The organism is Pseudomonas syringae group sp. 26L6 (assembly GCF_032587815.1).
GTDB lineage: Bacteria > Pseudomonadota > Gammaproteobacteria > Pseudomonadales > Pseudomonadaceae > Aquipseudomonas > Aquipseudomonas amygdali.
Window position 1 is genome coordinate 406,668 of record NZ_JAWHPJ010000020.1, and the last position, 26,286, is coordinate 432,953.

The following is a 26,286-nucleotide window of genomic DNA, read 5'->3' on the forward strand; positions in this document are numbered from 1 at the left end:
TCGATTGCAGCAAACGGGTCGACGTGACACGCCAATCGGCGTACACTGCGCCCCAGCGACTGCGAAAGCAGTCTCGGGGCCGATTTGGATTCGACGCCGGTGATGAAACTTTAGGTGCATGCCGAGTTGGTAACAGAACTCGTAAATCCACTGTTGCAACTTTCTATAGTTGCCAATGACGAAAACTACGGTGCTCAACTAGCTGCGTAAGCAGCCTAGCCGCACTTCTGGTAGCTTCGGCTCCAGCAATCATCAGGGGATGTCTGTAAACCCAAAATGATTGTCATATAGAACAGAATCGCCGTGCAGTACGCTGTGGACGAATCGGCTAAAACTTACACAGCTCGCCCAAAGCACCCTGCCCGTCGGGTCGCTGAGGGTTAACTTAATAGACACGGCTACGCATGTAGTACCGACAGCGGAGTACTGGCGGACGGGGGTTCAAATCCCCCCGGCTCCACCATATCCTTACACAGCGCCCCGTTTTCGGGGCGTTGTGCTGTCAGAAGCTAGCATTTTTAGCTAGTGCGCCACCAAGGCGTGACACTCTGGTGAGGCATCAACCGGTGCTCATCATGAAACTCCTCCCCTCCTACCTATCGCTCAACCGTCACGGAACTTACTATTTCCGGATGGTCATTCCGGCACCCGTTCGCAAACTGCTCCAGGGTAAACGCGAGATTCGCCGATCACTTAAGACTGACAGCCAGAGGCTAGCCGTGAAGCGTGCTAGGCAGCATGCTGTGCGCTTAGAATCAGTTTTTGATCGAGTATTGAGCATGACGGCACAAGACGACTACGAGCCCTCAGAGGAGGACTGGAAGCTGTTTGACGAACTCACCGGCGAAAATCAGCACGGGGTATGGGGCGAAGCCGAATTGCGGCCGCAGGACCCTCCAGAGCCTAAGCTGTCCAATGCTGAAATTGAGACCCGTCAGCGGAGAAGCGAAGTCGAACGCCTGTTGGCTGGCGCTTATCACAGGCCTATCCCGCCGGAACAAGAGCCGCTCGCACGCAGGTTGCTTGAGTTATCAGCCCCCTACCAGCCTACTGAACTCCGCACAGTGCTACCCCGGTTGCGGGATGAGCTAGTGCTTCAAAATATAGCCCTCGACTCCCAAGCGCCCACTTTGAAGGATGCTGTATGTCCCGCCCCGGACAAGGCACATTGGACGCTGTATGAGGTTTGGCAACACCAACTTGCCCGCGACAGAGCCGACAGCTCTTCAAAGGGCGGACAAGCCAACCACGGCGGCACGTTGGAGGAACGAGAGAGACGCGCCCGAGTAATGACTGTTTTAACTAACCACAGGCCGGTCATGTCGCTAACGAAACACGACTGGCAGGACGCCTATGACGCTGCTCGCAAAATGAGAAGTGGCGCCACCGCCTCGATAGCACCGACGCCCACTCCGCTTGTTGAGCTTCTGACAGATGACCCGGAGCTCAGGACAGGTCATGAGCGCGTGGGCGCACTCGTTACATCAATGAAGCAGATCCAAGAACATGCCCGGTTTCTCGACTTAACTACTGTCAGAGCAGACGACCTTATCATCAAGCCCATCGAGAAGAGGGTGACCCCACGAAGCCGGGACGGTGTTCCGTTCTCAGCAAAAGACTCAGAAACAATTTTCTCTGGATACATCTATCAAGGGGCATTGCCTGCGAATAGGACGAAGGCATACCCCTATTGGTTCTGGCTTCCCCTAGTGGGTTATTTCACCGGCGCACGAACCAACGAGATAGCTCAGCTCGACACCGCAGACGTCAAAAATATTGATGGGCATGCATGCATTGACTTCTGCGCTGACGATCAAAATGCCTTTGAGGCGAAACGAATCAAGACGGGTGAGGCGCGGCTCGTGCCGATTCATCCACGCCTGATAGAAATCGGTTTCCTTGATTACGTGGATGAGCAGCGACATAACAAGCAGAAAAAACTTTTCGGTGATGGCCTGACATATCTACAGTCCCGAGAAAGCAACACTGCGCACAACAAGGAAGGGTGGGCTAAAGCAGCAGGTAAATTCTTCAACGAGAGTCCCAATGGATACTTGGTCACCATTGGCGTCCACCTTCCAAACGATGGGAAAAGCCTTTACTCGTTCAGGCATACGTTGGAGACAAATTTACGCAACGCTAGGCGTGACGGCAAACCAGTGGACCAGAGCATTATTGATTCAATCACTGGACACGCCCCTGAAACAGTTGCGAGCAAACATTATGATGGCGGAGCCACGATGGATCAGAAGCTCGCCGCGCTTATGCATCTTCCTATCCCAGCGGCGGTTAAATGCCTCACTAGCTACAAGGCAGATTTTGTGGATCGATTTGGCGAGACCCTGACGAAAGGTATCACTAGTCACCGGCTGAAACGTCCGCGTACCATCTAGGCGACGGCTAGAGATCAATCTATGCTCCTGACAGCAACGCTACGCTAGCGGTCCTACATGGCCATGCCTTCAATGGACCGGCTGCGGAGGCGGGCTGGGTCTCATCTCACTCGTACGACTCTGAATCGACCTCGCAGGGAATTGCACCGATGCTGCATCACTACACGACAGTGAACACGTTGGCTTTGATACTTAGGCACCAGACTTTACGCTTCACTCGTTTAGACCAGTTTGATGACATAACCGAAGGCCGGTCGCTGGGCCCATATCCTCTCGGGGCGCGGATGTTTGCAAGCTGCTGGTCAGCCGCCGACGAGGAAAGCATTCCGCAGTGGGCGATGTACGGAGACTCAATGCGGGGTGTTCGCCTTTCCCTCCGCTCTGACCCTTTCACCTGGCGTCCAATCGATATTAGGTGGCACGAGAATTTTCAATTTCTCGATCTTGAAGCGCCGTACAGTATTGAAGAGATGCTCGCCGCCAACATAACGCTACTTCCTACGCCTCAGATGAGACAAACATTCGGTCAACCAGTCAACTACGTGCCGGACGTATCCGCTGCGATTGGGCGATTCGCTACCGTATCCAGTGAAAACGAAATCACACTCCATGGTGAAGGCACCGAGATCGCATTCTTGAAGTCTGACTCATGGGCGTTTCAGCAGGAGCATCGGTTCGTAATGGTCGCAGCGCCGGGCCCCACGGAGCCGTACACCGGCGACGCATCTGCATATATTGAATCCAGGAAAATCTGGCATCGAAAGGGCGTCGATCCCATAAGAGGAATCCCTAGTCCTCTTCACGTTGACCTGAAGCTCGATCACAAAGCGCTGACGAATGCGGAAATTTTGGTAGGACCTCTAGCGCCGCCAGGCACGATGGAGATCGTTGAATCGCTAATCGCGCGCTTCGCAGTAGGTGCAGTCGTGCGTGAAAGCAATCTCAGAGGCATGATCCGCCCGAAGTAACGTTACACGAGCGCAAACCACTCGAAAGACACCCTTCGAATCACTATCAATAAAGTAGACAGGTTTGATAGTCAGCCGACCATTTGTCGCCATCTATCAAATAACTATAGTTAATAGCTATATGATCATATTATCATAGACCTATCAAATCGTAGTCTAACGGATAAACGCTAATGCTCGCCCATCTCTACCTCCGCGCATCGACCAAAGATCAAGACGCCAACAGAGCGAAAGCTGCACTCGAAGCCTTTGCCACAGAGAAAGGGCTCACCATCGCGGGCATCTACGCGGAGAACATCAGCGGGACTAAGCTTGATCGCCCTCAGTTGCTCGCCATGCTCGAAGCAGCAGCACCCGGTGACATCTGTCTATGTGAATCCGTAGACAGGCTTACTCGCCTCTCTCAGTCGGATTGGAGATCGCTGAAAGCTACGATTGAAGCTAAGGGCTTGCGGCTGGTCATCGCTGACCTACCAACCAGCCACTTACTTGTACAGGACAGCGGTATCACCGGCCAGATCATGGAAGTGGTCAACGGCATGCTGATCGATCTTATGGCAACAATGGCTCGTCTCGATCAAGAAAAACGCGTGGAGCGTATCCGCCAAGGTATCCAGAACAAGCAGGCCGCTAACCCTGACTGGAAGCCTACTGGCAAGAGCAAGGACGCGGCCAAGTGGAAGAAGGTTGAAAGCATCCTCGCAAAACATCCGCAGGCGTCTGCTGAAGAGGTCGCCAAGATGGCCGAGTGCGGCGTTGCGACTGTGTACCGCATCAAGCGGGCGCTGATCGCCTGAGCTAGCCGTAAGGTCCCCTAGCCCGCCTCGTGCGGGCTTTGTGCTTCTTGGCATGTGTCAGCGTCCACGGACGAATTTTGTCCGGAGTCGGTAGCGTGAATTTCAGGCGCATGGATCAAGAAACCACGACTTTGAGCCTGCCCAATCTTCCAGTGATAAATGTCGAAAAAACGCTTGCAAATCAACAGACTACCTGAAATCAAACGCTAGACGCTAAGCATTCAACGCCTTATCATCAACCCACTGCTCAATAGAAGCAGATTAACCATTAAACAGACGAGAGACTCACTCATGAACCGCTGCCAATACCCTAAACGAAGGATACGCCCCGATGAGTACCGTAGAAGAAAACGCTCGTGATTTCCTCAGCAACTCACTCAGCTCATACCGCCGACTAGCGCAACATCTGAACAACAGCAATCCCAGAACCGACGGGGTTCGCTGGACGAAAGATTCCGCCTACCATCTTTGCCGTAAGAATGGCATCCGTTCGCCTAGACCGTGTAGGAACCAACCTGCTGCTGCGATCACCCAACGCAAACACACACGCCAAGCCATCGCTGAGGCTCTTACAGAAGCACTCAGAGCGTCCGGCACCCCGCTCGCCTCGCTAACTCCCTTTCAGACAAACGATGTCGCCCGCTTGTCCGGCTTTCCGCTTGCCACCGTTTCAGGCAACTGGGGCCGACTTGAATGCGAGCTGCTAGCCCTCGCAAAGCTGCCCCCAAAGCCGACTGTCATCCCCATTCTTGAAGACGAGGTGTGAGATGCCTGGCAAAAAAACCACACCAGATAAAAGCACTCAGGTCGTCATTCTCCGGGAAGCCGGATACACACTGCCGGTGATTGCGGATCGCCTGGACTTAAGCATTAGCACTGTGCAACGCATCATCAAAACAACAAAAGCTGTCGCTGGCGCGGGAACACAGGCTCTCATCGACAAAGCGAGGGAAGAGCTGCTCAGCTCTGCTTTTTCACTCGACGCTGTACAACAGACAGTAGCGACACTGGTAGCTGATGAGCTAGCACTGAGTCATCTGATCAGGACCAAGATCGCTAACGCCTTGGAAGCGCTTGACCCGACGGACCCGGTTGCGTTCAGGGGGCTCGCAGCCGCATCAACGGCGCTCAAGCTAACCCAAGATGTGACCCGACGTTCCCTGCCTATCGAGAAGCTCAATCAGGCGCAGGATATTGAGGAGCTGCCCACACTACAGATTCACATCCTGACGGAAAACGATGTAGCTGAGATGCGCGCAAAACAGCGGCTTGAGGAAGCGGAGATGAATGGAGACACTCAAGGAATCGAGGATGAAATCGCGAACCTTGAATGGATGGAGCGTCGGAGGCTCGCGCAGTCAGATCAAACGGATGACGACGATGATGTGGTATGTGAAGGCTTTGACCTACACATGACCGGGACGTGAACAGGCCAAGTGTCAAAGTCTTAGAACGAAATTTGATGGTCGATCACCTTGGCGGCTCTGCCGGGGTGACGATTTTGAAAATCCAATCCACCGGACCAGCGCGGAGTTGGGTCATGACGCAGAATCACAAGGTCCTCAGCATTAGCCATCTTGTTGAGGACGCCCCCCTCAAATCAAGCGGACCTTTTCCAAAAAAGGCTGCTATTTCGCCGACTGCACAAAAGCGCTGCACCTCAGCTGTGTCGGGGGTGTTGGCGTGCTTCTATGCTCTACATGCTAGGAACCTAGCAGTATTAGAGGAACTAGAGCTTAAAGAAACAAAAGATCAAGCAAGAATCGACTCGTTGAAAGCCAACAACAATTGCTTGAAAGCAATCGCCCAGGCCTACGCTTCTGATGTACTTCTTCAAGACTGGAAACGAAGACTGCCGCCTGAGGCAAAGCGGGCCTTCTGCTTCCTAGGATTCGCAATGAAGCCCGGCGCGAAAGCAATCACGTTTCGCCTGGGACACGAAGTGGCAACCGCTGCACTTTCGGCCAAGAAAGGATCAACAGACTATCTTTCAGCGCTTGCAAGGACGATGGGTATCACTGACTTTGCTTTTACCACTGAGTTTGTCGATAGCAAGAGCGAAGAGAACCACGGCCTCCATATTCACGGTATCGCATGCATACCGGCAGCTCTAACTGTCGAAGCGATACAACGGCTACTTGCTCCGAAGCAGAATTTGAAAGCAAACCCGCCGGTGAAGGGATATCGTCAGCGCGGAAAAAATAAAGCCATCTCAGCTACTGAGCTTCAGACGCCGGGCGCCTGGGTATCCTACATCGATAAAGAGTTCGAATTTACCTCCCACCGTTTGCACTCCAATCCGGGCTACGCCAGTCGGTCAGCAACCCTCGCAGGTAAAGAACTCTATGAGGCTATAAGAGCGTGGCTGCGATCTTAAGCTACTTGGATGAATCTCCGCCTACCCTGTTCATTTTAGGCAGCCGGTCACAGATAAGTCATGAAGGCCTGCATGGCAGGGTGAGGACGCCCTGTATCGGCCGGTAATGGCTTAGCTTATGCCTGGCTCAAACTCATCATTGTAGTGGGCATACTCTGAGCATCTATCACACACTGACCCATTCTCGGCCTCGTAACCTTCGAGTACCGTATGGCAACCAGCGCACCGTGGCGGGCTATATACATAGCCACAAAGATGACAGTGGCATTCAGTCAAATCAAAAGTAGGCGCACCACAGCAGTTGCACCCTGTAATTAACTCCTCTTCGCTGAAAGGATCTTCCTTCGCGAAGCGTAGTTGCTCAGCCAGCATCTCAACAAACGGATCAGTCTGGTTGCAAGCAAGGCAGTTGTAGCGGAACTCGGAGCAGTCAAACGGCATCCCCGACTGGACATCCTCACGGTTTGGCTCAAGTAATGGAGATCCGCAAGCGCGGCATACGCAAGTCTTGAGCAGGGCACGCGCGTGTTCAATAACCCCTAGCTCTGCCCACCGATGCTGTATCTCATCTAAGTTCCGAACGAAAAACTCGTGATTTTTGAGCATTACCTCCCATGTAATGCCTAGAAGGGCTGCCGGGTTCTCCGATAGCTCATATGTGATGAAGTCTTTCAGAAGAGGAAACAGATCAAGCAAGAACTTGTTGATATCCTCCAGCGGGTGTTTTGCATGAAGATGCTCCAAATCGTTCCGACACGCTTGCAAAGCGTGAACAGCTGGCCAATTCGTTCGGATGCCCAATCCTTCGAAGTGAAGCTCGATGTCTCCCACGTCGATTGTCTTGTTTCTTTCGAGCTCGGGACGCCATTCGATCATGCCTCCGTCGATTAGACATGGTTTAAATTTCCGAGCTTTGTATATAAGGCTTGCGGCGTGCTCTGGGGAGTTTGCAAGCGTAGAAATCTTGTACTTGAATAGCAGGAGTACGCCAGCAAACAAGTTGCGAGCGGCGGATACCGCTCGGAGCGGGTTCCCACTTTTTCCTTGAGTGAGCTGATAGTCCTCTATGCCCAGTTGGATCGAGGTCACTGCGTTGTCTAGGACCTTGTTTTTTTCTAGCGTTGGTACACGTTTCCCAGACATATAGCTCCCATCCCTGAGCGCCTCTGGCGCGATTGATGCCGCAAGATAGCCCATCCACGCGATAACAGAAAGGATGCCTCTATCCGTGCTTGGCTTGGCGGGCAGTCGGGCATGTCGGTGTGCTGACCAGATTTCCAACCGAACCCATTGGACATGGTGAACGCTAGGGGTTAGCTTTCAAAACACGGCTCCTGGATACGCTGTGGTAGACGCCGACCAGTTACTCAGGAGTGCTCCGGCCCAATACTGCAAACAGCGAAGGATGCCTAATACGATGTCTAACCTTGATCACCTTGACACGTTTTTTTTTGGGGGTGAGGCAGAAGCAGAGGCCGAGATCCGGAACGACATCTTTATCGAGCCTGGTGCGATTGATGAGCTCCTAAGCTTCCGGAGATCGAGATATAAGGTTCTGATTGCTCCTAAAGGAGTGGGGAAAACGATTCTGCTGTCGGTTCTGCATGAGTCAATATTGGAGCATGATCAAATATCGATGCTTCTAACTCCTCGTGATATGGACTGCAAAGATATTTTTGATAGGGACGCACTTGCAGATCGCATTAGCTGTGCCTATAGGCAGTTACTAACCGCTGCTGCAAGTCATATTGGATCACTGAGTAAAGATATTGCAATTTCAGACGCGCTAGTTAATTTACAAGCATTGAGTGTGGATCAGGGGGTTACACGTCCGGATCTTATGTCCAGGGTCACAACCTTTCTGACGGCTATTGCACCAAAGGGTAAAGACATAGCTGAGGCTGCAAGAGGAGTTCAGCGCCTAAACAAATCAGTAGCCATTCTCAAAGGCGATGTGCAGTCGGTGCTGGCACGCAACAAAAATAAGCTTTGGTTATTGATCGACGATATCGATCTAGCCGCTGTGGATGCTGGGGACAAGTATGACTATTCGGCCTGTTGGGCCATCATAAGTGCAGCCATAGACTTGGCCAATGATTTTGAAGGCGTGCGCTGCTTGATATCGGTTCGCTCTGATATATGGCATGTTATGACCAAAGTTAAACGTTTAGGATCAGAGCGTCTCGACAAGATAAAGAAAAATACAGTGCATCTCTCTTTCGGAGAGAAGGAGTTGCGTGAAATGTTTGTTCGGCGTGTGGACTTAGCCAGTCGCACAGCAGGTGCCGACTCTATCGATATGGATTTGTTTTTTGCTAATCGCTGGCTGGTGTTGCCTGGAGTGAAAGAGGAAAAAAGGACTTGGGATCAATGGATCTCTAAGAACTCTAGAGATAAACCGAGAGACATGGTTCAGCTTGTACAAACTTTAATTGAAGAAGCGCGGCGATGCAAAGCGGATAAAATTGGGGATACCCACGCTCATGCGATCGTGCTGAGTTTCTCAAAAGACCTGATAGGAAACATTTCGGCTGAATATCAGCAAATCTGCCCGCAGATTGAAGGCGTCATGAAATTTGTTGCTCGAAAAACACTTTTTGATTTCGAGGAGATAATCGACTTATTAAAGAAATCGCCTTCTGCACAAAAAATCTATGTAGATGGCGTGCGTATGAAGCCAGACGATAAGGAAAGTGCGCTAAAACTGCTAGGAATATTGCATATGGCAAATTTCATGAATCCAAGAGTTGAGGTTGATCAACGATATGATCACCTACCGTTTTCTGCGTTCCCGGATTTCGTAAGGGAAGAGAACTGGAATGAGATGCAGAAAACAAAATGGGAGATACACCCAGCGTTTCACGCTTTTGTCAATGAGGCTAAATTAAAGAACAATTGACTGGCTAAGTTGACTCACTACCGACGAGTTGTTTTGATTTGGCCGATAGCTGTCATTTGGGCTAGGCAGCTGTCTGTATTGAGGTTGCATCGGGTCGACTTTTGCAGACAAGGCTACCAAGTGTGCTAGTCAAACCCAACGCAAGCCACTGGTGAAAAGTCGAATGCAGATAGGTGTACAAGTCGGTGCAGTTACGCGAGCTGGCTCCGTCAGCGCGCAGCCATCAGCGAACGCTAGCTAGGAAGCCTATTCATCTGATAGGCAAGCGCCTCCAATACCAGAAGGTTATTGGCACGAACCAGTCTTCAAGAAGAGAGCGATCTCGTCTACAAAATCAGTCTGGGGCGTGTAGCTCTGATCCCGTATCGTCACCTTAACCGTATCACCATCCTGTTTTCCGTAAGCGCCGTCCCAAATGTAGCTGTGCCCTATGAAATTCTCGCCAAAATAAACCACGAAACCGTCTCCATTGTTGTAAAGCTTACTTGAATGAATTGGGGGGCAACCAGGCCCCTGCATCTCCTGAGCGAGCGACTGGTAAACCTGACGGGCGGAGCCCTTTACTGTGACTGTCCTACTTTCTGGCGAGTTGTCGATGCCCTTTTGAGTAAGACCGTAGCTGCATCCAGTGACCATAGCGGCAGTAGTGATCAGCAATGCAACACACCTCAGAGATGCATCAAATGAGAATCCTCTCGCTCTACGTGGGCTGATCGAGTCACAAACTTCGCAACCGTCAGGCGTTTTATGCCCCTTTGAATCAGCGATCATGCGGCGGCCCCTTTACTAAAACCTCTAGCTACCCAAGCGATGCTGCATCCCAAGAGATAGAGCAGTGCACATAAAACGATCCAAGCTCCAGCGAGCTGAGCCACAGTAACCGGACGCTGCTTGCTCACCTTCGCCATAAACTCAGCGTGTTGAGCATTGCTCTCATCGATTTTGGCTAGGCGTTCAGAAACCGGGGTCTGCATCAGAGCATCACGAACAAGGCGGTTCGAACCCTGCACAGGTTCCTCAATGATCTTGATATCAGCTAGCTGCTCCTCAATACGTTCCTGATGGTCCCGATTCAGCTTTTCATCACTTGGTATGTACGTGCGATACACATACACCGGTGCAAGGAGTAGCGCCATGCAACCTACGACCCAAAGCCTCCTCCAGCCGTTCATACCTGAGCGCCTCGCGCGCTTTCGTTAGATTCCCGTGACGGATCAGGTGCTGGGATAAACGGGACCAAGAGTGACCGAACGGTTAGCACATGCAGCTCCTTGCATTTCGATGATTGGATTCTGCGAGCAGAATTAGGTACTGCGCGCTTGAAAGTGCTAATCATAGTATGTCGAATCATGGTATGCAAAAAGCGAAATTTGGTGAATGCCTATATCACCAGATCAATGCCCGCTCGTAGCAATTTTCGCCACCAATGTGCGTCGGAGAAGGCTGGCGCTTGGGCTATCGCAGGAAGAATTAGCGGAGCACGCCGGGGTTCATAGGACCTATATCGGGATGCTGGAAAGGAGTGAGAAAAATGTCACGATTTACAACATCTGGCGGCTTGCCTCTGCCTTGCACGTAAAGGCATCAGACCTGCTAATCGAATAGGCATCTCGTGGTCGGAGGATGCCGGTTCAGTTCCCCTCCAAGCATTTATCTCCAGCGAGCGGGTTGTCCAAGGAGAGCAACGGCGGTATTCTGGCCCCTCAACCATTAACCCGCTCACCAGGGTGTGACACTGACGGTAGCAGCGGAAGGCATGGGGGCAGGCAGATTGGGGGTGGAAACTTAGCGGCTGTGTAAGGTTATGTTCCCCCCGGCTCCACCAAATTGCAAATGAAGACGCCCTAGGGCGTCTTTTTTTGTGGGTGGGATTCGGTGGGCTTGCACACACGCCTGCCTTCAATGCAGCATCACCGATGTGCAGCTGCTTTTCGTAAAGAGCATAGCTCGCGCACCGTAAGGGCCTGGCTCTGCGATTTGAGGTGGTCACGTCACGGGACGTCAACCCGCACAGGAAAAAGGTGCTTGACTACGAATCTCAAATGTATGAGTTTTGCTATCGTACGACGTCAATGAACTAGATTAAGAGATATTCCAAGGAGCTGGAATGAGTATTGATGCATATCTTTGGATTGATGGCATTAGCGGAGAGTCTATGGACTCTGACTGCAAAAACTGGATTGAGATTAATACGTTTTGCCTATCAGCCTCTCAATCAGTGTCAAGGACTGCAAGCTCGGCAGGCGGGGCTACCGTAGCCAAAGTCTACTTAAGCGATTTCAGTATTGTAAAACTCGCTGACAGTGCGACTCCAAAAATCCTCGAAGCATGTTGCGCAGGCCGACATATCAAGCAGATGAAGCTGTATGTACGTCGTGCGGGCGGCGACAAGCAAAAATATCTGGAGTACGTATTTGACGAAGTCATAATAAGTGGCGTTGTATCCGGCAATCTATTTGAGCGATCACCCTCAAACTTTCCTGAGGAGGTAGTTAGATTTAATTACGCCAAGATCAGCATGCAGTATTCACAGCAAAGCCGAACCACAGGTTTGATAATTGGACAGATCTCCGGTGGCTGGGATCAAGTAAAAAATAGCACTTACGCATAAGGATAGTTTAAGTGGCTAGAATATATTGTTACGACGGCGACTGCGGATTAACTGCAAATGAGCTGCTATTTGTAATTGCTACAGAGGTGGCAATGGATGAATTTGGATTGGACGATGCGGGGGCTGCATTAGCCATCGTCTTAGGTGCCAATATAATACCAACTAGAACAAAGCCTGGCGGAGCGATTAATAATACCTCCATCATGTCCATAGTTATGCGACGCACTCTAAACAACCGCAAGTTTCCCGGAAGCTTCAGAGCACCCTCTCTTACAGGATGGTTTCCGCCGCACCTCCGATGGACACGAAGCATTGGCGGTTTCATCGCACGGGCAACACCCGTTATTGGATGGTCTTATACTGCATACGAACTGGGTAAGATAGGATACGTAACGGTGAACACCTACAACTCTATCGTAGATGAACAAGATCAGGTTTTTTAAGATGGATAAAAACGGTCTGAATCATGACATCCTTATTTATCTCATAGAGAGAATCTACTTTTATGTTGGATTCGGCAAAAAAGCATTTGAAACTCTCAGCCTCGCCACCAGAGTCAGTTGGGATCTAGGGCTTGACGGTGACGATGCCAGTGACTTCATGGAAGATTTTTTCGAACACTTTGGCGTCGACCGCGGCGACTACGACCACTATCGTTATTTCAAGCCCGAAGGGACTGATATTTTCGTGTTTTTCAGGTCTAAAGATCGGCGTGCAAAGACAGTAATGACGTTAGGCATGCTATATGAAGCAGCCCAGATGAAATCATGGAACTGCAACATTCTTGAGAAAGCAAGCTTTAGTAGCTTGCCAATTTATAATAAAACCGAAGAAATCCCTATTGATGGGTTTAGTATAAAAACACGATGACTTTTATACCGGGAGATAACTAGGTGAATATTCGAGTGAATCGGTTCTTTTCTAGGGATCAACTCATGCTCAGCCTAAAAATTTAAAAATTAGGAATACCAAGCTGAGCAACCTTACCGTCGAGTCTGCACCACACCATTATTAAAGTAGGGGCCCATGCACGAGGTGATTACAGCTTCACTGAAATCAATGGCCCGCGCTACATTCTCCAGTTGGCCCGAGAAGCTGGCAGACCGAATGGACGGTTACGGATACCTGTCCGTGCGACGATATAAAATCGCAGTGACCGTACCGCTGGTTGGCTTGGTGATGGTCAGTTCAGCCGCCTATGCTAGTATCCAGAGCTTGGCGTTTTTTACAAGTGCCTTTTTTGTTTTTGGGATTGGCTAAACTCAGTGATACAAGCTTAAAATAGCGGAGAACCTTGCAAAAATTAGCGTCTGACAAAGGAAGAGATATCTGTGCTTAGGGAAGTCAAGAAGGCAGTGTTCAGCTGGAATGGCACAGCTACCGCCGTTGCAGTGCTCGGATTCCTTTCATCCATTGTGACAAATTTTATCGATACCACGCTCGATGTCTCTATCAGATGGTTAATATTTATTACTACCTTGACTTTATACGCCATCATCATTCTGCTGAAGGTCACCTACGACGCCATTGAACGAGGACGCCCCTCACCGCCGTTCGAGAATCCCATTAAGTACTCATCCGAACACGGTGTATTCGTTATCAGGAGGAACGAGCATTTTTTGACTAATATTTTGGTTGCTTGCTATTCACAACATGACGGGTTAGAGCGCCTCGCATATATCGGTGTGGTTGAGCATGTTCAAACGACACTTATTCAAATCAGAATTCAGCTTGACTTACAAATTCTAACCACTATACCAGTTGGTCCAGATGAACTGAAAATGCTGGAGATTCGCCCGGTTATACCCTTCGCTGCATTACAAAAGCTCACAAGCTAGGAAACCTGAGATGAATGATCGTTATGTCGCCAAAGTAGTCAGCGTTGTTGATGATACGACCGTGGTCATCAACATAGGAGCGGAACATGGCATTCGAGTTGGCCAAACTTACCTAGTGGTTGGACTAGGAGAAAAAATCAACGATCCAGATACGGGCGAAACTCTAGAGCAGCTTGAACTAGTTCGAGGCAGGGTTGCAGTTGTACATATTCAGCAAAAGATATCAACATTGACATCTACAGACATCCAGCGAGATCCAGATACAAGGCAGATAAAGCGATCGAATCACGGTGCCTTTCAAGCATCCCTGTTTGGATCTAACTACGCGACGACTGAGTTAATAACAGCAGGAATAGAGCGAACCAAACCACTTACAAGTCCAAAAATAGGCGACTACATAATTGAAGATTGAATTTCCAAATCAGGTTATGATCCCTCCTATTACAGCTGGAATCAATTTATGCTTGTCGTTGAGATTATAACTTGGAACATGATACCGACAATAAAAGCCCCGAGCTGATAAATTTTGGAGATGATCTAATTCTTGAAGAGTTATGAAACATGGGTTACGAGTGGATAGCGAGGCAGATGAGGTACAGCAGCTTTTAAATTGCAGGAGCGTACAGAAGGTGGGTGCACAAGACAGACAAGTCCTCCAATTTTAATGCAAAGCTAAGTACCCCCAATATAAGACTATCGAAGGACTGATAATGTTTGACCAGAAGAAAATTGATGCCATAGCAGAGCGTGACGCCACCATCGAATGCTTTAATATCACTCTGACCCAGAACACCCTAAATTTTCCACTGATTTTTAGTGGCCCAGGCTGCTTGTTTTTTGATGAAAGCAAGAATTTAAAAGTAAAACTTTACTCCACCTCGACAACTTCAGAATCGATTGAAGTGACGAGTTTTTTCTGGAGCGACCATATAGGCCTGATACCTGAAGAAAGATACTTCGAGCTAGAAGCGGAAGATGCCCATGGCAAAACCTGGAAAAATACACGCGTCCTAGTGCAGCGGGGAGTCGATATATATCCCTCAGGCTCAGTATTAGAGCTAATACTTACTAACGTCCGATCGCTTTTACAGCTTAGCCATTCAACCATCGGAGCTAGCGCACTAATAACGGTAAATGGCAACTATCGAATGCCGTTCAACGAGTTTATCGATAATGGTAAAGGGTCGAAAGAGCTTGCAAAACTGAGACTTCCACAAGGAACAAAAACTGTCGAAATCGTCCAAAAGGACAACAGGCTAGAGATCAGCATTGTAGACAGCCTACATCCAGTAGAGCTAAATTCATTGTTTTATTTACTGGAGGGGATCAGTATTGCCATCGGCCAGCTTCTAGAGGCTTCTTTCATAGTTTTAAGAAATGGGAACACCTACGAGGCTTACATTCAAGGGAGCGTGACCGAAAACACGTATACATTGGCTGACGCTATTGTTGAGATCACCCCAAGAAGAGAAGCCGAATTAAGTGATTTTTTGCAGCTATACATGAAAGCGAGACCCAAAGGCCTTAATCATTTGGTTAATTACTGGCACCGGCTTAAGGACATATCCAAGGCAAATACTGAAGCAGCAGCACTAGTGCTCTGCGTAAACATAGAAGGCATGGTAAAAAACTACTTTTCGATAAGTACAGATTTGGATGAGACAACTTTGAAGGAGATTTCTGACACTCGGAATTTTATTAAATCCTCAGAATCCAACATCCCTAAAACCGGAGCAAATGCCATCTTGAGTTTTTTAGGGAGCCCAAAAAAAAAAGACGGTATCAGCTATTCTCACAGACATGAGCTCGTCCAAAGAGATAGATAAAGCACACGTTCAAAGCTGGAAGAATCTTAGGAACACCCTAGCACATGCAGATAACGCAGTGGTCTCATCAGATAATTTTGAAAGATTTGTTTTTGACCTCCAAAACTGTCTAGCGCTGTTCGGCAATCTTATAGAACTATGCGTAACTCATTTCAGCAATGACAGCGTTATAACAACCTCGGCACCGGAAAACCAGAAAATACTGGAATAAATAACGGGGATATTTATTCCAGCCCATCCTCTGAGCATCAGGACTTGCAAAGCAAATACGCCATAGCAATACCCACCGCCAAGACCGCACCTACTCCAACTACCCAGCCAACTCCAACAACCATTACCGCAACCGCTCCATGAACCCAATATTCAAAACGTCCAACTGATCCCCGATGCTGCTGTGCTCCCGATTTTTTTCAGAACCAGCACGTTATGATGCGACCCGGCGCCAAAGTCGAAAAAGTCTATCTCTACCCCAAGCCCGTCGACTTTCGAAAATCCATCTATGGCCTTTCCGCATAGGTCGAACTGGACATAAAAGTAGCGATGTTAGACCCCGTGCTTTTTATTTTTCTTAATCGCCATCGAAACCAAGTGAACATCTTGTACTCGTAGCGCAATGGCTTCTAGCTTTGGCTCACGCATTCGATTGGCGAGGAAGTCAGCGAACAGCTCGAAATGTGCCAAGGCAGATCTGAATCATCAAACAATGCCTCCACTACCAGGAACAACGCCGATTTTGTCTATGAATGGCCCGCTGAGCGTCAAGTGTTGCAGGCGCTGATGAAGGAGCATAATTCGTCAAGCCGCTGCATCAGGTCAAGGACCTTGAGATCTACCTGATTGTGCTTCAAATAGTGGCTAGCTACGTCTACTTTGTTGCCTGTGCGCTCCGGATCTGGATTTTTTGCTTTGGATAGTTCGGCATCCACTTCATACTTCAACAGGTTTGCCCAAATCCCGCTTCCCACCGAGCGCACCATTGATGGGTGAACTTTTTTCAAGCTCAATCTGAGCGCGGTTTCATTCAGATAGTTTTCAATTTCGCGGCCTTCGGTTACCCAAGCCAACCCGTTGCCTGAATTAAACTCAGCCTGCAAACGCTGCTTGGTTTCTGTCAGCACGTCGTCCGGCCCGGCTTTGTCACTGTCAAACACAATGGCAGAGTTGCGATTCAAGCGGCGTAGTGAAATCAGGTCGTTCAACGCTGTTTCACTGGCAGTAAGATGGCTGAACAACCGCCCCCCATAGAACATGATCGAATAATGCTGGCCTTCCTTTAGAGTAGGATTTTGTGCATGCAACCAACTGTTGAGGTACATCCTGTCCGATGGGCCCTCAACCCAGATCACGCAGTTAGCCTGCAACAGATCTGCGGCTTGGTAGCCCAGACGGTCAAGTACCTCGGCAATATTAGCCTCCGCAATCTTCTGGCCCTGCGCCTGGAAGATCTTGATGTCGCGGCTAGCGGCGGCGTTGATCAGGGCAGCCGAATGGGTACTGATCACCAATTGAAGGGCCTTCTTCTCGGCAATCTGCAAAACCAGCTCGAACATGCGCCTTTGAAGTTTAGGGTGCATGTGCACTTCAGGCTCTTCGAGCAGACAGATGCTGTCATCTTGCACGTTACTGAGCCAGTGGAGTATTGCTGCACAAGCTTTCCAACCGGATGGATAACAGCTCGCCTTGACATTATTGGGCATGTCCATTAAGGATTGCCCCAAGTCGTCTCGGTTACTGAGCCAAGAGGAAGCAACGCCATTCTCTATAGCGTTGATGACGTTGCCATCCATAGGTATACGAATGGGATCGGCATAGTCCTTCCAATTAATCATTCCTGTGAGCAGTTCGGCATGAGCGTTGAGGTGCTCCAGTGCTTGGGCGTCCACGTTCAGGGATGGGCCGCCACAATTAAGATATTCGATCTTAACTCCTTCGGCTGGAGGAATTTTTCCGTCTACAGGATGCTCGGTAAATCGATTTAGTAATTTTTGAGCGATTTTCTCAAACTGTCCACCAGCAGCCCTGTAACCCATTTTGCAAATGACTTTCTGAAACGTGTCGTCCGTAGGGGAAAGAGTGAATCTATATAAGTAAGCGCGGTCATCATTTAGTTCGATACAGAACTCCGGCGTGCAGCCATACTCCGGGTTGTCCCGTGCGAGGCTAGGCAAAACATCCGGCCAGCGCAAAGACCGGATCATATCGATGACCGTTGATTTACCGGCGCCATTTTCGCCGATCAGCAGGTTGATTTTTTTGAATTCAAGCAGAGGCAGATGCTGGGCGGCCTGGGTAAAGTCAGAATAGCAATCCCGCACAGTAGCGTTGAGTTGGCGAATGGACTTGAAGCCAATGGACTTGATATGCATAAGCAGGAACCTCTCTTCCTTGAGTTAATTTGGCGTTTGTAAACACATAGTACTGGGTGTTTGGATTGCATTTCACCTGAAACACGGCGAAAGCGATGAAATACAGGGTGAGGGAGCCCTAAAGCGTCTTTTTCGCCTCCGCTTGCCTACCGACGCAACCAACCCCGCGTTGAACGGGCAGATCCCGCCCCTCACCCCCCACACCCACTAACCCCCGGCACCCGCCCCCGCCAAGGCCGCCCCCGCTCCAACTGCCCAGCCAACCCCAACAACACCCCCTCCTCCCCAAACCGCCCAGCGAAATGCGCCCCCATCGGCAGCCCCGCCGCACTCCAGGACAACGGCACCGACATCGCCGGTTGGCCGCTCGCATTAAACAACGCTGCAAAAGGCGAATACCGATGCGACCGCTCGATCATGTCCTCAAGGCTCAGGCTCTCGTCGGGCACGACGAGCTCGCCAATGCGTGCCGGCTCGCGTGTCAGCACTGGCGAAAGAATCACGTCGTAATCCTGCATGAATGTCGCCAGTTGGCGGCCCAGGGCGTGTATCCATTCGACGGCGGCGGCGTATTGCGCGCCGCTGACGCCGCCTTTGTCGCGCAGGATGATGCGTGTGCGGGCTTCCAGTTCAACGTCTTGCACGTCAAAGCCACGCATGCGGCCTAACATATCGACGTGGTTGCGGGTGTTCGCGCCGATGATGGTGAAGACGTGGTCGAGGAATTCCGGCAACACCACTGGCAGGCTGACGGGTTCGATGCGGTGCCCAAGTGACTCGCATAACTGCGCGACGTCTCGCACGGCGGCCAGGCTCTCGGCGGAGGTTGGCCAGGTGCCTGATTGTTCGATGAGCGCGATGCGCAGGGTGCCGGGGTTGCGTTGGACGGCGCTGACGTAAGACAGGCTTTGAACCGGGCCTGCGTAAGGCGCACCGAGGTCCATGCCTGCTGTGGCGTCGAGCAAGGCTGCGCTGTCGCGTACGGTCAGGGTGATGGCGTGCGCGGTGCTCAGGCCTGCCCAGCCCTCGCCCACCATCGGGCCTGAAGGCATGAGGCCGCGGCTGGGCTTGAAGCCGAATACGCCGCAGCAGGATGCAGGCACTCTCAACGAACCGCCGCCGTCATTGCCGTGGGCAAAGGGCACTACCCGCGCGGCCACCAGTGCGGCAGCCCCGCCACTTGAGCCACCGGCGCTATGCTCGAGGCTCCACGGGTTGCGGGTCGCGCCGAAGCGTGTGGATTCGGTGGAATAGGACGTGCCGAATTCCGGTGCAGTGGTCGTCCCGGCAAGCACGCAACCGGCACGCCTCAGGCGGCTGACAACTTCGGCTTCAAAGGGGGCACGGAACTCGCCCATGGCCAGGGAGCCATTGCTCATCCGCGCGCCATTGACCGGGGTAAACAGGTCCTTGATCAGCGTTGGCACACCTGCGAAAACGCCTTGGCTTGTTGCAGCGTCCAGTGCCGCGCTACGAGCCGAGTCATACAGTCGCTCGGCGACGGCGTTGAGTTGCGGCTCAACGTGCTCGATGCGCTGAATCACCCCCTCCAGCAAATCGATCGGTTGGACCTCGCCGCGCCGGACCCACTCGGCCAGGCCGGTGGCGTCTACATCGTTCAACAACGTTTGAATGTCTTTCATAGGAAGGATCCTGATGACCTGAATTCGAATGGAAACAAGATCGCCGAGCTTGCAACCGTTTTTAGAAACTGTGACCTACCCGTAACGCCACGGTGTAGCCCTCGGTGCGGTTGCGTGCGCCGAATTCCTTGTAGATGTGAAACCACGCCGCAGGCATGCCGGGCGTAAAGTAGCTGATCGCTGGGCCGGCTGCGACCACTCGGGCGCGGTTGCCGGTGTCCAGCCCTGGCGCATCGTCATCGGAGAATTGCCGATAATAGAACCCGCCCATCCCCAGCGTGAAAGGACCTACGTGCTGGCCCACGGCAAACTCGTGACGGTATTCGACACCGTTCTTGTAGTCGGTCGCAGGGTTGCGGGTGTTGATGTCAGTCTGAAAGCTGCTGGACACTTCAAAACCGCTGTCGCTGATGTAGGTCGCGTTGACGGTGGGAGAAAACGTCCAGTGATTCAGCCCCGGCGAAATAGGACGATTCTTGTCGTAGTCGCCGGTAGGTGTCTGAATCTGCATCTGTGCGTTCACGAACAGGTTGGGGGAAAGGTCCCATTGCAGTATGAGCGGTGACACCGAAATGTCGGCCATCCTGAACGGATCCGCCTTCAGGTCCAGCGGGCCGCCAGGCGTCTGGACCCGGAACGAGGCATCCATCTGAAAGAAAGGCACCGCCACGCTGTAGCCATAGCGCGCGCCCAGTATTCTGTAATCGGTCATGCGAAAGTACGCAACGCCGATGGACAGAACGTCCAGGGAAAAATTGTTGTCCAGCGAGCGACCGTGACGGTCTTTCTGCACATTGGTCGAATAGAACGCCACGCGCATTCCAAGCGTACCCACGGGGGTCGACGGAGGCAGGATGCCTGCACCGAAATCGTAAACACCGAAGGAGGTAGTCGGTGCTCCGTTTTCAGTTGCCTGAACCGTGGCAGCAAGGCTCATCAAGCCGAGCGTCAAGAAAGTGAAGCGTCTGATATTGGAATTATTGTTATGACTCATCGCATGCCCCTGACCACGAAGGTGGTGGGGTCATGCTATTGAGTCATGCTTTATGCCGTTATCCGATTTCAGCAAAGATGTTTGCGTTGCAAGGTCTGCGAGGGTGTTTCCCCGAACAGTGTCCGATAGTCACTGGAAAACCGGCTCAAGTGCCAGAAACCCCAGCGCGCGGCGACCGTCTGCACGAGTTCGATCCGGCTGCTTTCGCGCAACTCGCGCCGCGCTGCGTTGAGGCGCAACGTGCGCAGAAAAGCTACTGGGTTGATGCCCAGCGTCTCCTGAAAACAGTACTGAAGTTTGCGGCGACTGGTGCCAATGTGGTTGCACACATCCAGAATCGACAGCGGCTCATCCAGATGCGCCAGGGCATAATCGCGGGCCCGATCCACCATTCTCTTGCGCGCCGTGGGATTTAGCGGCGGTGCCTGATCAGGTGCCACCAGTTCCAGCACCTGCAACATTACGGCATCCCGAATGCCACGCCGGATCGACTCGTACTCGAGCTTCTGCAGGCACGCCTGCTCTCCATTCAACAGGTTATCGAACAGCGCAGTGAACCTCGTGCGAACCGTTGGATCGGTCAAACGGTAACACTTGGGAAGATCGGTAATTTCAAAACGGCTGCCCTGACGTTCCAGTGCGTGAGCCAGGGCACTCTCTTCAATCGCAATGCCCAGTGCATCCAATTGCAGCGGCGTACTCAATTCCGGAAGATTCTCGCCGTGCGCGACGATCATGCTCGACTCCGGAAGCGTGTGCCCGGCACAGAACGCCGGACCGTTGGCACTCAACGGCAAGGCGAAAATAATCGCTCCCTTCCAGGCTGTACCACTCTTGACCAGGGCCTGATTAGAGCGGTCGCGGACCAGTTGCAGCCAGTCCGAGCGGAATTCCGTCAGCTCGCCTTCAAAGCCTCCGGGCGTTACTTGATCGTAACGAACCTGCCAGCCGCTGAGGTTGCGCCCGTGCTCGTCGATGTCACAGGTTTGAAAACGCCGCAGGTGAGGTGGCGGTGCCGCGTCAATCGAAGCCTTGTTTGTCTCCACATAACGACTACTCATCGGCCTTGCCCCTTAATACGTCTCAAGGTCATTCGGCTAAGTGAAGGCAAGTTTCATTCCGGCAGCAAGGAGTTTGGGTGATTAATACAGCGAAGCTACCAAACTGCTTTCAAGCTTCATAAAAACTATACTCGCTTCAAATATAAAGCGTCCCGTTGAGTCATGATGTAGGCCCACTCGCTGTCACAGCAAGACAAGCGGCCATCGCTCTCGAGTACTGATCACGTATACTGGCAATATATCATCACGCATCTCGACCAAGGTATGTGCCGTCGATTACGCTTCAGCTGGCATAAGTATGGAAAACAGCACATGCCACAAAGAAGAAACCTGAAAGACTCTATTTTCATACCCTTGAAGCTGTCTCAGCTGATCGGCCTTTTCAGTTGGATTATCAGCTGGTATGTGAATCCGTCTATTGAGCAATCACTGGATATATTTATTTATTGCGCTCTGGCGGGGGCGACGCTGTCAATCATTGTCACTTCCAACAGCAGAAGCATGACGACGTGGCGCCTGTTCGGCATTATCTACATGACCTCACTTACCGTTCTGTTCAAGGTACAGATCGAACGCATGGGCGTAGAGGCGTCGATGTGGGGATTGGTTGTCACGTCCCTGCTCATCACGGGAATGAGCGTATTCTTCGTCAAGTTTATTGACTACGTCGCTGCGGCTGCTCTGATCTGGTTGATCATGTGGCAAACGGACCTTACGGCGGTCGGCGTCGACCATGCGCCTTTGTTTTATGTTTTCCTGATCAGCTCGACCTTGTTGGGCGGCTCCCTGAATGCAACCTTCCTGAGCCTGGTCATGCAGACCATGGCGGCGAGTGATCGCTACCGGAAGCTGTCCGAAACCGACACGCTGACGAACGCCCCAAATCGCCGCGCACTGGTCGCCAGCCTGGATAACGCACTGAGGTCAGATGATAAGTCCTCGCTGTGGTTCGCAATGCTTGATCTGGATAACTTTAAAAGCATCAACGACAACCATGGCCACGACGTGGGTGACAATGTCCTTATATGTTTCGCAACACTCATAAAAAACACAACGGGGCTGGTCAGCTTTGGTCGCCTGGGGGGAGAAGAGTTTGGCGTGATGTTATCCGCAGCAAACGCAGCAGACGCCATAGCGGCAATGGATCATTTATTGATGCACGCCCAAAAAGACCCAACAGCGAAAATGCCCTATTCATTCAGTGCAGGTATTGCGAGTTTGGCTCGGGCAAAAAACGTCAATGACCTGTTGAAAGAAGCCGATGAAAATTTGTATCTCGCCAAACGGAGCGGCAGACAATGTATTGCCTTTGAAGGCAAGGTAGTTTCCGCGACCGCTGGAAGTGTGGAAAAGCAGAACCAAGGGGGTGAAATCGGTTAATACCCATGCATAGCGCTCGGTCCTCTCAAGCATTCTCGCCGCCCTGCCGAACCATCGAATAGCGGTCAATATCTTCTCGCAATGTCCACCCCTGCCCCGACCAATATCGGCCAGCCGCCTCGTTAACCTTCAGCACATCCAGATGACACTTATAAACTCCCAGCGCTTCCAGACACTGAAGGCAGCGCTCGACCAACTCGTGAGCTATCCCCTGTCGACGATACTCCGGCAGCACAATCAAATGGTGTAGATAACCCCGGCGGCCGTCATGCCCACACATGACACAGCCGCACACAGCCCCCTACGCCTCGGCGACGAAGCTCATACCGGGGTTTCTGTCGAGGTAGCGTGCCGTCGATTCACGCGAATCGGCATCGCGCAGAGAGATGCCCGGTGTATTGCGCATCAGTTCGATGACTGATTCGTAATCCTTGATTGTCATGCTGCGAATCGTGATCACTGGCTATGCCCGGCCTGTTATTCCAATGGCGGAGCAGATTAACAGAGCATTTCGCTGATCAGATGACAGCGCTGCCAGAGTTTGCCTATCAACCCATAACGTTCTTTCTATTAGAAATATCCACAAAGAAGGCTAATCTGCAAGAGCATCGGCGAAGGCCGTGCGGTTTTACCCTGATAAGGAGATAAGAATGAGGTCAAGTTTTCTGTGCACGTTGTGGGCTCGTATCGCAGCAATCCAATGATCGCTACTGGCCTGATCGTTGATCGAGCGGCCGGTACGAACCCAGTGCTATGGAGTTCCGTCATCACTGTCTGAAGCCCCGCGAGTGGGCTGGATGGCCGGATGCAAATGACAAAAAGGTGTATCAAGCATGTCAACTGAATCGAAATGCCCCTTCAACCACGCTGCTGGCGGCGGCACCACCAACCGTGACTGGTGGCCCAAGCAGCTGAATCTGAAGATTCTGCATCAGCATTCCTCACTCTCCGACCCGATGGGCGAGAGCTTTGATTATGCCAAGGAGTTCAAGAGCCTTGACTTCGAAGCGGTCAAACAAGACCTGCGCGACGTCATGACCCGGTCGCAGGACTGGTGGCCGGCCGACTTTGGCCATTATGGTCCGCTATTCGTTCGCATGGCCTGGCACAGCGCCGGTACTTACCGTACAGGCGATGGCCGTGGCGGTGCAGGTGCCGGTCAGCAACGTTTTGCGCCGCTCAACAGCTGGCCCGACAACGTAAGTCTGGACAAGGCACGTCGCCTGATCTGGCCAGTCAAGCAGAAGTATGGCCGCAAGATCTCCTGGGCCGACCTGATTGTGCTTACCGGCAACGTCGCGCTGGAGTCGATGGGCTTCAAGACGTTCGGTTTTTCGGGTGGTCGCCCGGATGTCTGGGAACCGGAAGAGGATGTGTACTGGGGCTCCGAGACCACCTGGCTGGGTGGCGAAGAACGCTACGGCGCACAGAAGAAAATGCAGCAGCCGGGCGACGGCACGCTGGTCGCCGAGCCGGAGAATCACGCTAACGAAGAAAGCCGCACCGCGAGCGGTGAGCGCAATCTGGAAAACCCGCTTGCCGCTGTGCAGATGGGCTTGATCTACGTGAACCCGGAAGGGCCTGAAGGTGTGCCGGACCCGGTCGCTTCGGCGAAGGATATCCGTGAAACCTTCGGTCGCATGGCGATGAACGATGAAGAAACCGTAGCACTGATCGCCGGTGGTCACGCCTTCGGCAAGACTCATGGCGCAGGCCCTGCCGACAACGTCGGTCCAGAGCCGGAGGCAGCCGGTCTTGAAGAGCAGGGGCTTGGCTGGAGAAACAAATTCGGCAGCGGCAAGGGTGGCGACACCATCACCAGCGGCCTGGAAGTAACCTGGACTTCGACTCCGACCAAATGGAGCAACGAGTACCTGGAAAACCTCTTTGGCTTCGAGTGGGAGCTGACCAAGAGCCCGGCAGGCGCGCATCAGTGGACGCCGAAGAACGGCGCAGGCGCGGGCAAGATTCCGGATGCCCACGATCCATCCAAACGTCATGCGCCAAGTATGCTGACCTCTGACCTGGCGCTGCGCTTCGATCCAGCTTACGAGCAGATCTCCCGTCGCTTCCTGAACAACCCTGAGCAACTGGCCGACGCGTTCGCCCGCGCTTGGTTCAAGCTGACTCACCGTGACATGGGCCCGCTCGCGCGCTACCTCGGCCCGGAAACACCGGCCGAAGAGCTGCTGTGGCAAGACCCTATTCCGAATGTTGATCATGCGTTGGTGGATGATCAGGATGTTGCCGCGCTCAAAGGCAAGATTCTGGCTTCGGGGCTTTCTGTCTCGCAGCTGGTTTCAACCGCATGGGCAGCCGCTTCTACTTTCCGTGGCTCTGACAAGCGCGGCGGTGCCAATGGCGGTCGTCTGCGTCTTGCTCCGCAAAAGGACTGGGCGGTTAACCAGCCTGCACAACTGGCGGGCGTACTGAAGACGCTTGAGGGGATTCAGAGCGAGTTCAACGCCGCTCAGTCGAGTGGCAAGCAGGTTTCCATTGCGGACCTGATCGTCCTGGCCGGTAGTGCAGGTGTCGAGCAGGCTGCGAAGAACGCTGGTCATCACGTCACGGTGCCGTTCACACCAGGCCGTGCCGATGCATCGCAGGAGCAGACGGATGTCGAGTCGTTCAGCTTCCTTGAGCCGATCGCCGATGGCTTCCGCAACTATCAGAAGGGGCACTACAAGGTCTCGGCAGAATCGCTGCTGGTCGACAAGGCGCAACTGCTGACCCTGACGGCACCGGAAATGGCTGTGCTGTTGGGCGGCCTGCGGGTCTTGAATATTAACGTTGGACAGAGCAAGCACGGCGTCTTCACCGACAAGCCTGAAACCCTGAGCAACGACTTCTTCAAGAACCTGCTGGACATGGGCGTTGAGTGGAGAGCGACTTCAGGTGCCAACGACACCTTTGAAGCACGTGACCGCAAAACCGGCGCAGTCAAATGGACCGGCACCCGTGTCGATCTGGTATTTGGCTCCCATGCTCAACTGCGTGCGATTTCTGAGGTGTACGGCAGTTCGGACGCTAACGAGAAGTTCGTCAAAGACTTCGTGGCCGCATGGACCAAGGTGATGAACCTGGACCGCTTCGACCTGGCTTGATGTGTTTGATGTGCTGAGTTGAAAAAACG

At 52.1% G+C, this 26,286-nt stretch carries 22 protein-coding genes, 1 other RNA gene and 1 pseudogene; 16 read left to right on the top strand and 8 right to left on the bottom strand.

Going from position 1 to position 26,286, the window contains the following annotated elements:
* The first annotated feature begins 75 nt into the window (after positions 1-75).
* The 6 genes from ssrA (at position 76) to RYA97_RS12835 (ending at position 6,535) form a co-directional block, all read left to right on the top strand.
* Positions 76-463, top strand: a transfer-messenger RNA (tmRNA) gene (gene ssrA, locus RYA97_RS12810).
* A gap of 112 nt (positions 464-575) precedes the next feature.
* The gene (locus RYA97_RS12815) at positions 576-2,393 is read left to right on the top strand and encodes a site-specific integrase (protein ID WP_046719004.1); all 1,818 of its coding nucleotides are present in this window, start codon (positions 576-578) and stop codon (positions 2,391-2,393) included.
* Between the two features lie 149 nt (positions 2,394-2,542).
* A complete protein-coding gene (locus tag RYA97_RS12820; RefSeq protein ID WP_046719003.1) occupies positions 2,543-3,361 on the top strand; it encodes a DUF2971 domain-containing protein in 819 nt (272 codons plus the stop codon).
* Positions 3,362-3,534: 173 nt separating this feature from the next.
* Complete coding sequence (locus RYA97_RS12825; protein WP_046719002.1) at positions 3,535-4,158, top strand: recombinase family protein; 624 nt, start codon at positions 3,535-3,537, stop codon at positions 4,156-4,158.
* 767 nt (positions 4,159-4,925) lie between these two features.
* The gene (locus RYA97_RS12830) at positions 4,926-5,585 is read left to right on the top strand and encodes a helix-turn-helix domain-containing protein (RefSeq protein WP_046719000.1); all 660 of its coding nucleotides are present in this window, start codon (positions 4,926-4,928) and stop codon (positions 5,583-5,585) included.
* A 35-nt stretch (positions 5,586-5,620) separates the two neighbouring features.
* Positions 5,621-6,535 carry a hypothetical protein gene (locus RYA97_RS12835; protein WP_052755351.1) on the top strand — a complete coding sequence of 305 codons (915 nt, stop codon included), beginning with the start codon at positions 5,621-5,623 and terminating at the stop codon, positions 6,533-6,535.
* Between the two features lie 111 nt (positions 6,536-6,646).
* Here the strand turns inward: RYA97_RS12835 and RYA97_RS12840 are convergent, their stop codons facing one another.
* Entirely contained in the window at positions 6,647-7,411 is a 765-nt protein-coding gene (locus RYA97_RS12840; RefSeq protein ID WP_232917446.1) for a hypothetical protein, read from the bottom strand.
* Between the two features lie 541 nt (positions 7,412-7,952).
* Here RYA97_RS12840 and RYA97_RS12845 point away from each other — a divergent pair.
* Positions 7,953-9,434 carry a P-loop ATPase, Sll1717 family gene (locus RYA97_RS12845; RefSeq protein ID WP_144417427.1) on the top strand — a complete coding sequence of 494 codons (1,482 nt, stop codon included), beginning with the start codon at positions 7,953-7,955 and terminating at the stop codon, positions 9,432-9,434.
* A gap of 285 nt (positions 9,435-9,719) precedes the next feature.
* Here the strand turns inward: RYA97_RS12845 and RYA97_RS12850 are convergent, their stop codons facing one another.
* Together RYA97_RS12850 and RYA97_RS12855 are read right to left on the bottom strand one after the other, a co-directional pair.
* On the bottom strand, positions 9,720-10,205 hold the full coding sequence (locus tag RYA97_RS12850) for a hypothetical protein (protein WP_046718999.1): 486 nt from the start codon (positions 10,203-10,205) through the stop codon (positions 9,720-9,722).
* A complete protein-coding gene (locus RYA97_RS12855) occupies positions 10,202-10,570 on the bottom strand; it encodes a hypothetical protein (protein WP_232917447.1) in 369 nt (122 codons plus the stop codon). The genes RYA97_RS12850 and RYA97_RS12855 overlap by 4 nt, the downstream gene beginning before the upstream one ends.
* Before the next feature lie 241 nt (positions 10,571-10,811).
* Between RYA97_RS12855 and RYA97_RS12860 the strand changes: the two genes are divergently transcribed.
* The 7 genes from RYA97_RS12860 (at position 10,812) to RYA97_RS12885 (ending at position 15,709) form a co-directional block, all read left to right on the top strand.
* Positions 10,812-11,039 (top strand): helix-turn-helix transcriptional regulator, encoded by a 228-nt coding sequence (locus tag RYA97_RS12860; RefSeq protein WP_316892402.1) that lies wholly within the window; start codon positions 10,812-10,814, stop codon positions 11,037-11,039.
* A 502-nt stretch (positions 11,040-11,541) separates the two neighbouring features.
* Positions 11,542-12,045, top strand: coding sequence for an Hcp family type VI secretion system effector (locus RYA97_RS12865; RefSeq protein WP_057413613.1), 504 nt, complete (start codon positions 11,542-11,544; stop codon positions 12,043-12,045).
* 11 nt (positions 12,046-12,056) lie between these two features.
* Positions 12,057-12,488 carry an STM2901 family protein gene (locus RYA97_RS26500; protein ID WP_080900569.1) on the top strand — a complete coding sequence of 144 codons (432 nt, stop codon included), beginning with the start codon at positions 12,057-12,059 and terminating at the stop codon, positions 12,486-12,488.
* Positions 12,466-12,915 (top strand): DUF1493 family protein, encoded by a 450-nt coding sequence (locus tag RYA97_RS12870; RefSeq protein WP_057413614.1) that lies wholly within the window; start codon positions 12,466-12,468, stop codon positions 12,913-12,915. Before RYA97_RS26500 ends, RYA97_RS12870 begins: the two co-directional genes overlap by 23 nt.
* A gap of 461 nt (positions 12,916-13,376) precedes the next feature.
* The gene (locus RYA97_RS12875; RefSeq protein ID WP_016982251.1) at positions 13,377-13,883 is read left to right on the top strand and encodes a hypothetical protein; all 507 of its coding nucleotides are present in this window, start codon (positions 13,377-13,379) and stop codon (positions 13,881-13,883) included.
* Between the two features lie 10 nt (positions 13,884-13,893).
* A complete protein-coding gene (locus tag RYA97_RS12880; RefSeq protein ID WP_016982254.1) occupies positions 13,894-14,295 on the top strand; it encodes a FlgT C-terminal domain-containing protein in 402 nt (133 codons plus the stop codon).
* A 298-nt stretch (positions 14,296-14,593) separates the two neighbouring features.
* Entirely contained in the window at positions 14,594-15,709 is a 1,116-nt protein-coding gene (locus tag RYA97_RS12885) for a hypothetical protein (protein ID WP_316892404.1), read from the top strand.
* A 758-nt stretch (positions 15,710-16,467) separates the two neighbouring features.
* Here RYA97_RS12885 and RYA97_RS12890 read toward each other — a convergent pair.
* From RYA97_RS12890 to RYA97_RS12905, 4 genes are all read right to left on the bottom strand, one after another.
* Positions 16,468-18,075 (bottom strand): ATP-dependent nuclease, encoded by a 1,608-nt coding sequence (locus RYA97_RS12890; RefSeq protein ID WP_016982259.1) that lies wholly within the window; start codon positions 18,073-18,075, stop codon positions 16,468-16,470.
* A gap of 191 nt (positions 18,076-18,266) precedes the next feature.
* The gene (locus RYA97_RS12895) at positions 18,267-19,718 is read right to left on the bottom strand and encodes an amidase (protein WP_316892407.1); all 1,452 of its coding nucleotides are present in this window, start codon (positions 19,716-19,718) and stop codon (positions 18,267-18,269) included.
* 61 nt (positions 19,719-19,779) lie between these two features.
* Positions 19,780-20,712, bottom strand: a complete 933-nt coding sequence (locus tag RYA97_RS12900) for a transporter (RefSeq protein ID WP_316892409.1) — start codon at positions 20,710-20,712, stop codon at positions 19,780-19,782.
* 68 nt (positions 20,713-20,780) lie between these two features.
* Positions 20,781-21,773 (bottom strand): helix-turn-helix domain-containing protein, encoded by a 993-nt coding sequence (locus RYA97_RS12905; protein WP_316892411.1) that lies wholly within the window; start codon positions 21,771-21,773, stop codon positions 20,781-20,783.
* Positions 21,774-22,085: 312 nt separating this feature from the next.
* Here RYA97_RS12905 and RYA97_RS12910 point away from each other — a divergent pair, with 312 nt between their 5' ends.
* Positions 22,086-23,153, top strand: coding sequence for a GGDEF domain-containing protein (locus RYA97_RS12910; protein ID WP_316892413.1), 1,068 nt, complete (start codon positions 22,086-22,088; stop codon positions 23,151-23,153).
* Positions 23,154-23,178: 25 nt separating this feature from the next.
* On the opposite strand, the pseudogene RYA97_RS12915 reads toward RYA97_RS12910, so the two are convergent.
* Positions 23,179-23,613: pseudogene (locus tag RYA97_RS12915) on the bottom strand (GNAT family N-acetyltransferase).
* Positions 23,614-23,986: 373 nt separating this feature from the next.
* Between RYA97_RS12915 and katG the strand changes: the two are divergent.
* Positions 23,987-26,257: a catalase/peroxidase HPI gene (gene katG / locus RYA97_RS12920; protein WP_117140023.1), complete on the top strand. Its 2,271-nt coding sequence runs from the start codon at positions 23,987-23,989 to the stop codon at positions 26,255-26,257.
* Positions 26,258-26,286 lie beyond the last annotated feature (29 nt).

What these genes read in the sequence shown, in the direction of transcription:
- RYA97_RS12895 (WP_316892407.1), bottom strand. Translation starts at nt 19,718, where the DNA reads ATGAAAGACATTCAAACGTTGTTGAACGATGTAGACGCCACCGGCCTG.
- RYA97_RS12880 (WP_016982254.1), top strand. Translation starts at nt 13,894, where the DNA reads ATGAATGATCGTTATGTCGCCAAAGTAGTCAGCGTTGTTGATGATACG.
- RYA97_RS12900 (WP_316892409.1), bottom strand. Translation starts at nt 20,712, where the DNA reads ATGAGTCATAACAATAATTCCAATATCAGACGCTTCACTTTCTTGACG.
- RYA97_RS12850 (WP_046718999.1), bottom strand. Translation starts at nt 10,205, where the DNA reads ATGATCGCTGATTCAAAGGGGCATAAAACGCCTGACGGTTGCGAAGTT.
- RYA97_RS12825 (WP_046719002.1), top strand. Translation starts at nt 3,535, where the DNA reads ATGCTCGCCCATCTCTACCTCCGCGCATCGACCAAAGATCAAGACGCC.
- RYA97_RS12855 (WP_232917447.1), bottom strand. Translation starts at nt 10,570, where the DNA reads ATGGCGCTACTCCTTGCACCGGTGTATGTGTATCGCACGTACATACCA.
- katG (WP_117140023.1), top strand. Translation starts at nt 23,987, where the DNA reads ATGTCAACTGAATCGAAATGCCCCTTCAACCACGCTGCTGGCGGCGGC.
- RYA97_RS12910 (WP_316892413.1), top strand. Translation starts at nt 22,086, where the DNA reads ATGCCACAAAGAAGAAACCTGAAAGACTCTATTTTCATACCCTTGAAG.
- RYA97_RS12815 (WP_046719004.1), top strand. Translation starts at nt 576, where the DNA reads ATGAAACTCCTCCCCTCCTACCTATCGCTCAACCGTCACGGAACTTAC.
- RYA97_RS12865 (WP_057413613.1), top strand. Translation starts at nt 11,542, where the DNA reads ATGAGTATTGATGCATATCTTTGGATTGATGGCATTAGCGGAGAGTCT.
- RYA97_RS12820 (WP_046719003.1), top strand. Translation starts at nt 2,543, where the DNA reads ATGCTGCATCACTACACGACAGTGAACACGTTGGCTTTGATACTTAGG.
- RYA97_RS12835 (WP_052755351.1), top strand. Translation starts at nt 5,621, where the DNA reads ATGGTCGATCACCTTGGCGGCTCTGCCGGGGTGACGATTTTGAAAATC.
- RYA97_RS12890 (WP_016982259.1), bottom strand. Translation starts at nt 18,075, where the DNA reads ATGCATATCAAGTCCATTGGCTTCAAGTCCATTCGCCAACTCAACGCT.
- RYA97_RS12845 (WP_144417427.1), top strand. Translation starts at nt 7,953, where the DNA reads ATGTCTAACCTTGATCACCTTGACACGTTTTTTTTTGGGGGTGAGGCA.
- RYA97_RS12905 (WP_316892411.1), bottom strand. Translation starts at nt 21,773, where the DNA reads ATGAGTAGTCGTTATGTGGAGACAAACAAGGCTTCGATTGACGCGGCA.
- RYA97_RS12830 (WP_046719000.1), top strand. Translation starts at nt 4,926, where the DNA reads ATGCCTGGCAAAAAAACCACACCAGATAAAAGCACTCAGGTCGTCATT.
- RYA97_RS12885 (WP_316892404.1), top strand. Translation starts at nt 14,594, where the DNA reads ATGTTTGACCAGAAGAAAATTGATGCCATAGCAGAGCGTGACGCCACC.
- RYA97_RS12840 (WP_232917446.1), bottom strand. Translation starts at nt 7,411, where the DNA reads ATGATCGAATGGCGTCCCGAGCTCGAAAGAAACAAGACAATCGACGTG.
- RYA97_RS12860 (WP_316892402.1), top strand. Translation starts at nt 10,812, where the DNA reads ATGCCTATATCACCAGATCAATGCCCGCTCGTAGCAATTTTCGCCACC.
- RYA97_RS12870 (WP_057413614.1), top strand. Translation starts at nt 12,466, where the DNA reads ATGAACAAGATCAGGTTTTTTAAGATGGATAAAAACGGTCTGAATCAT.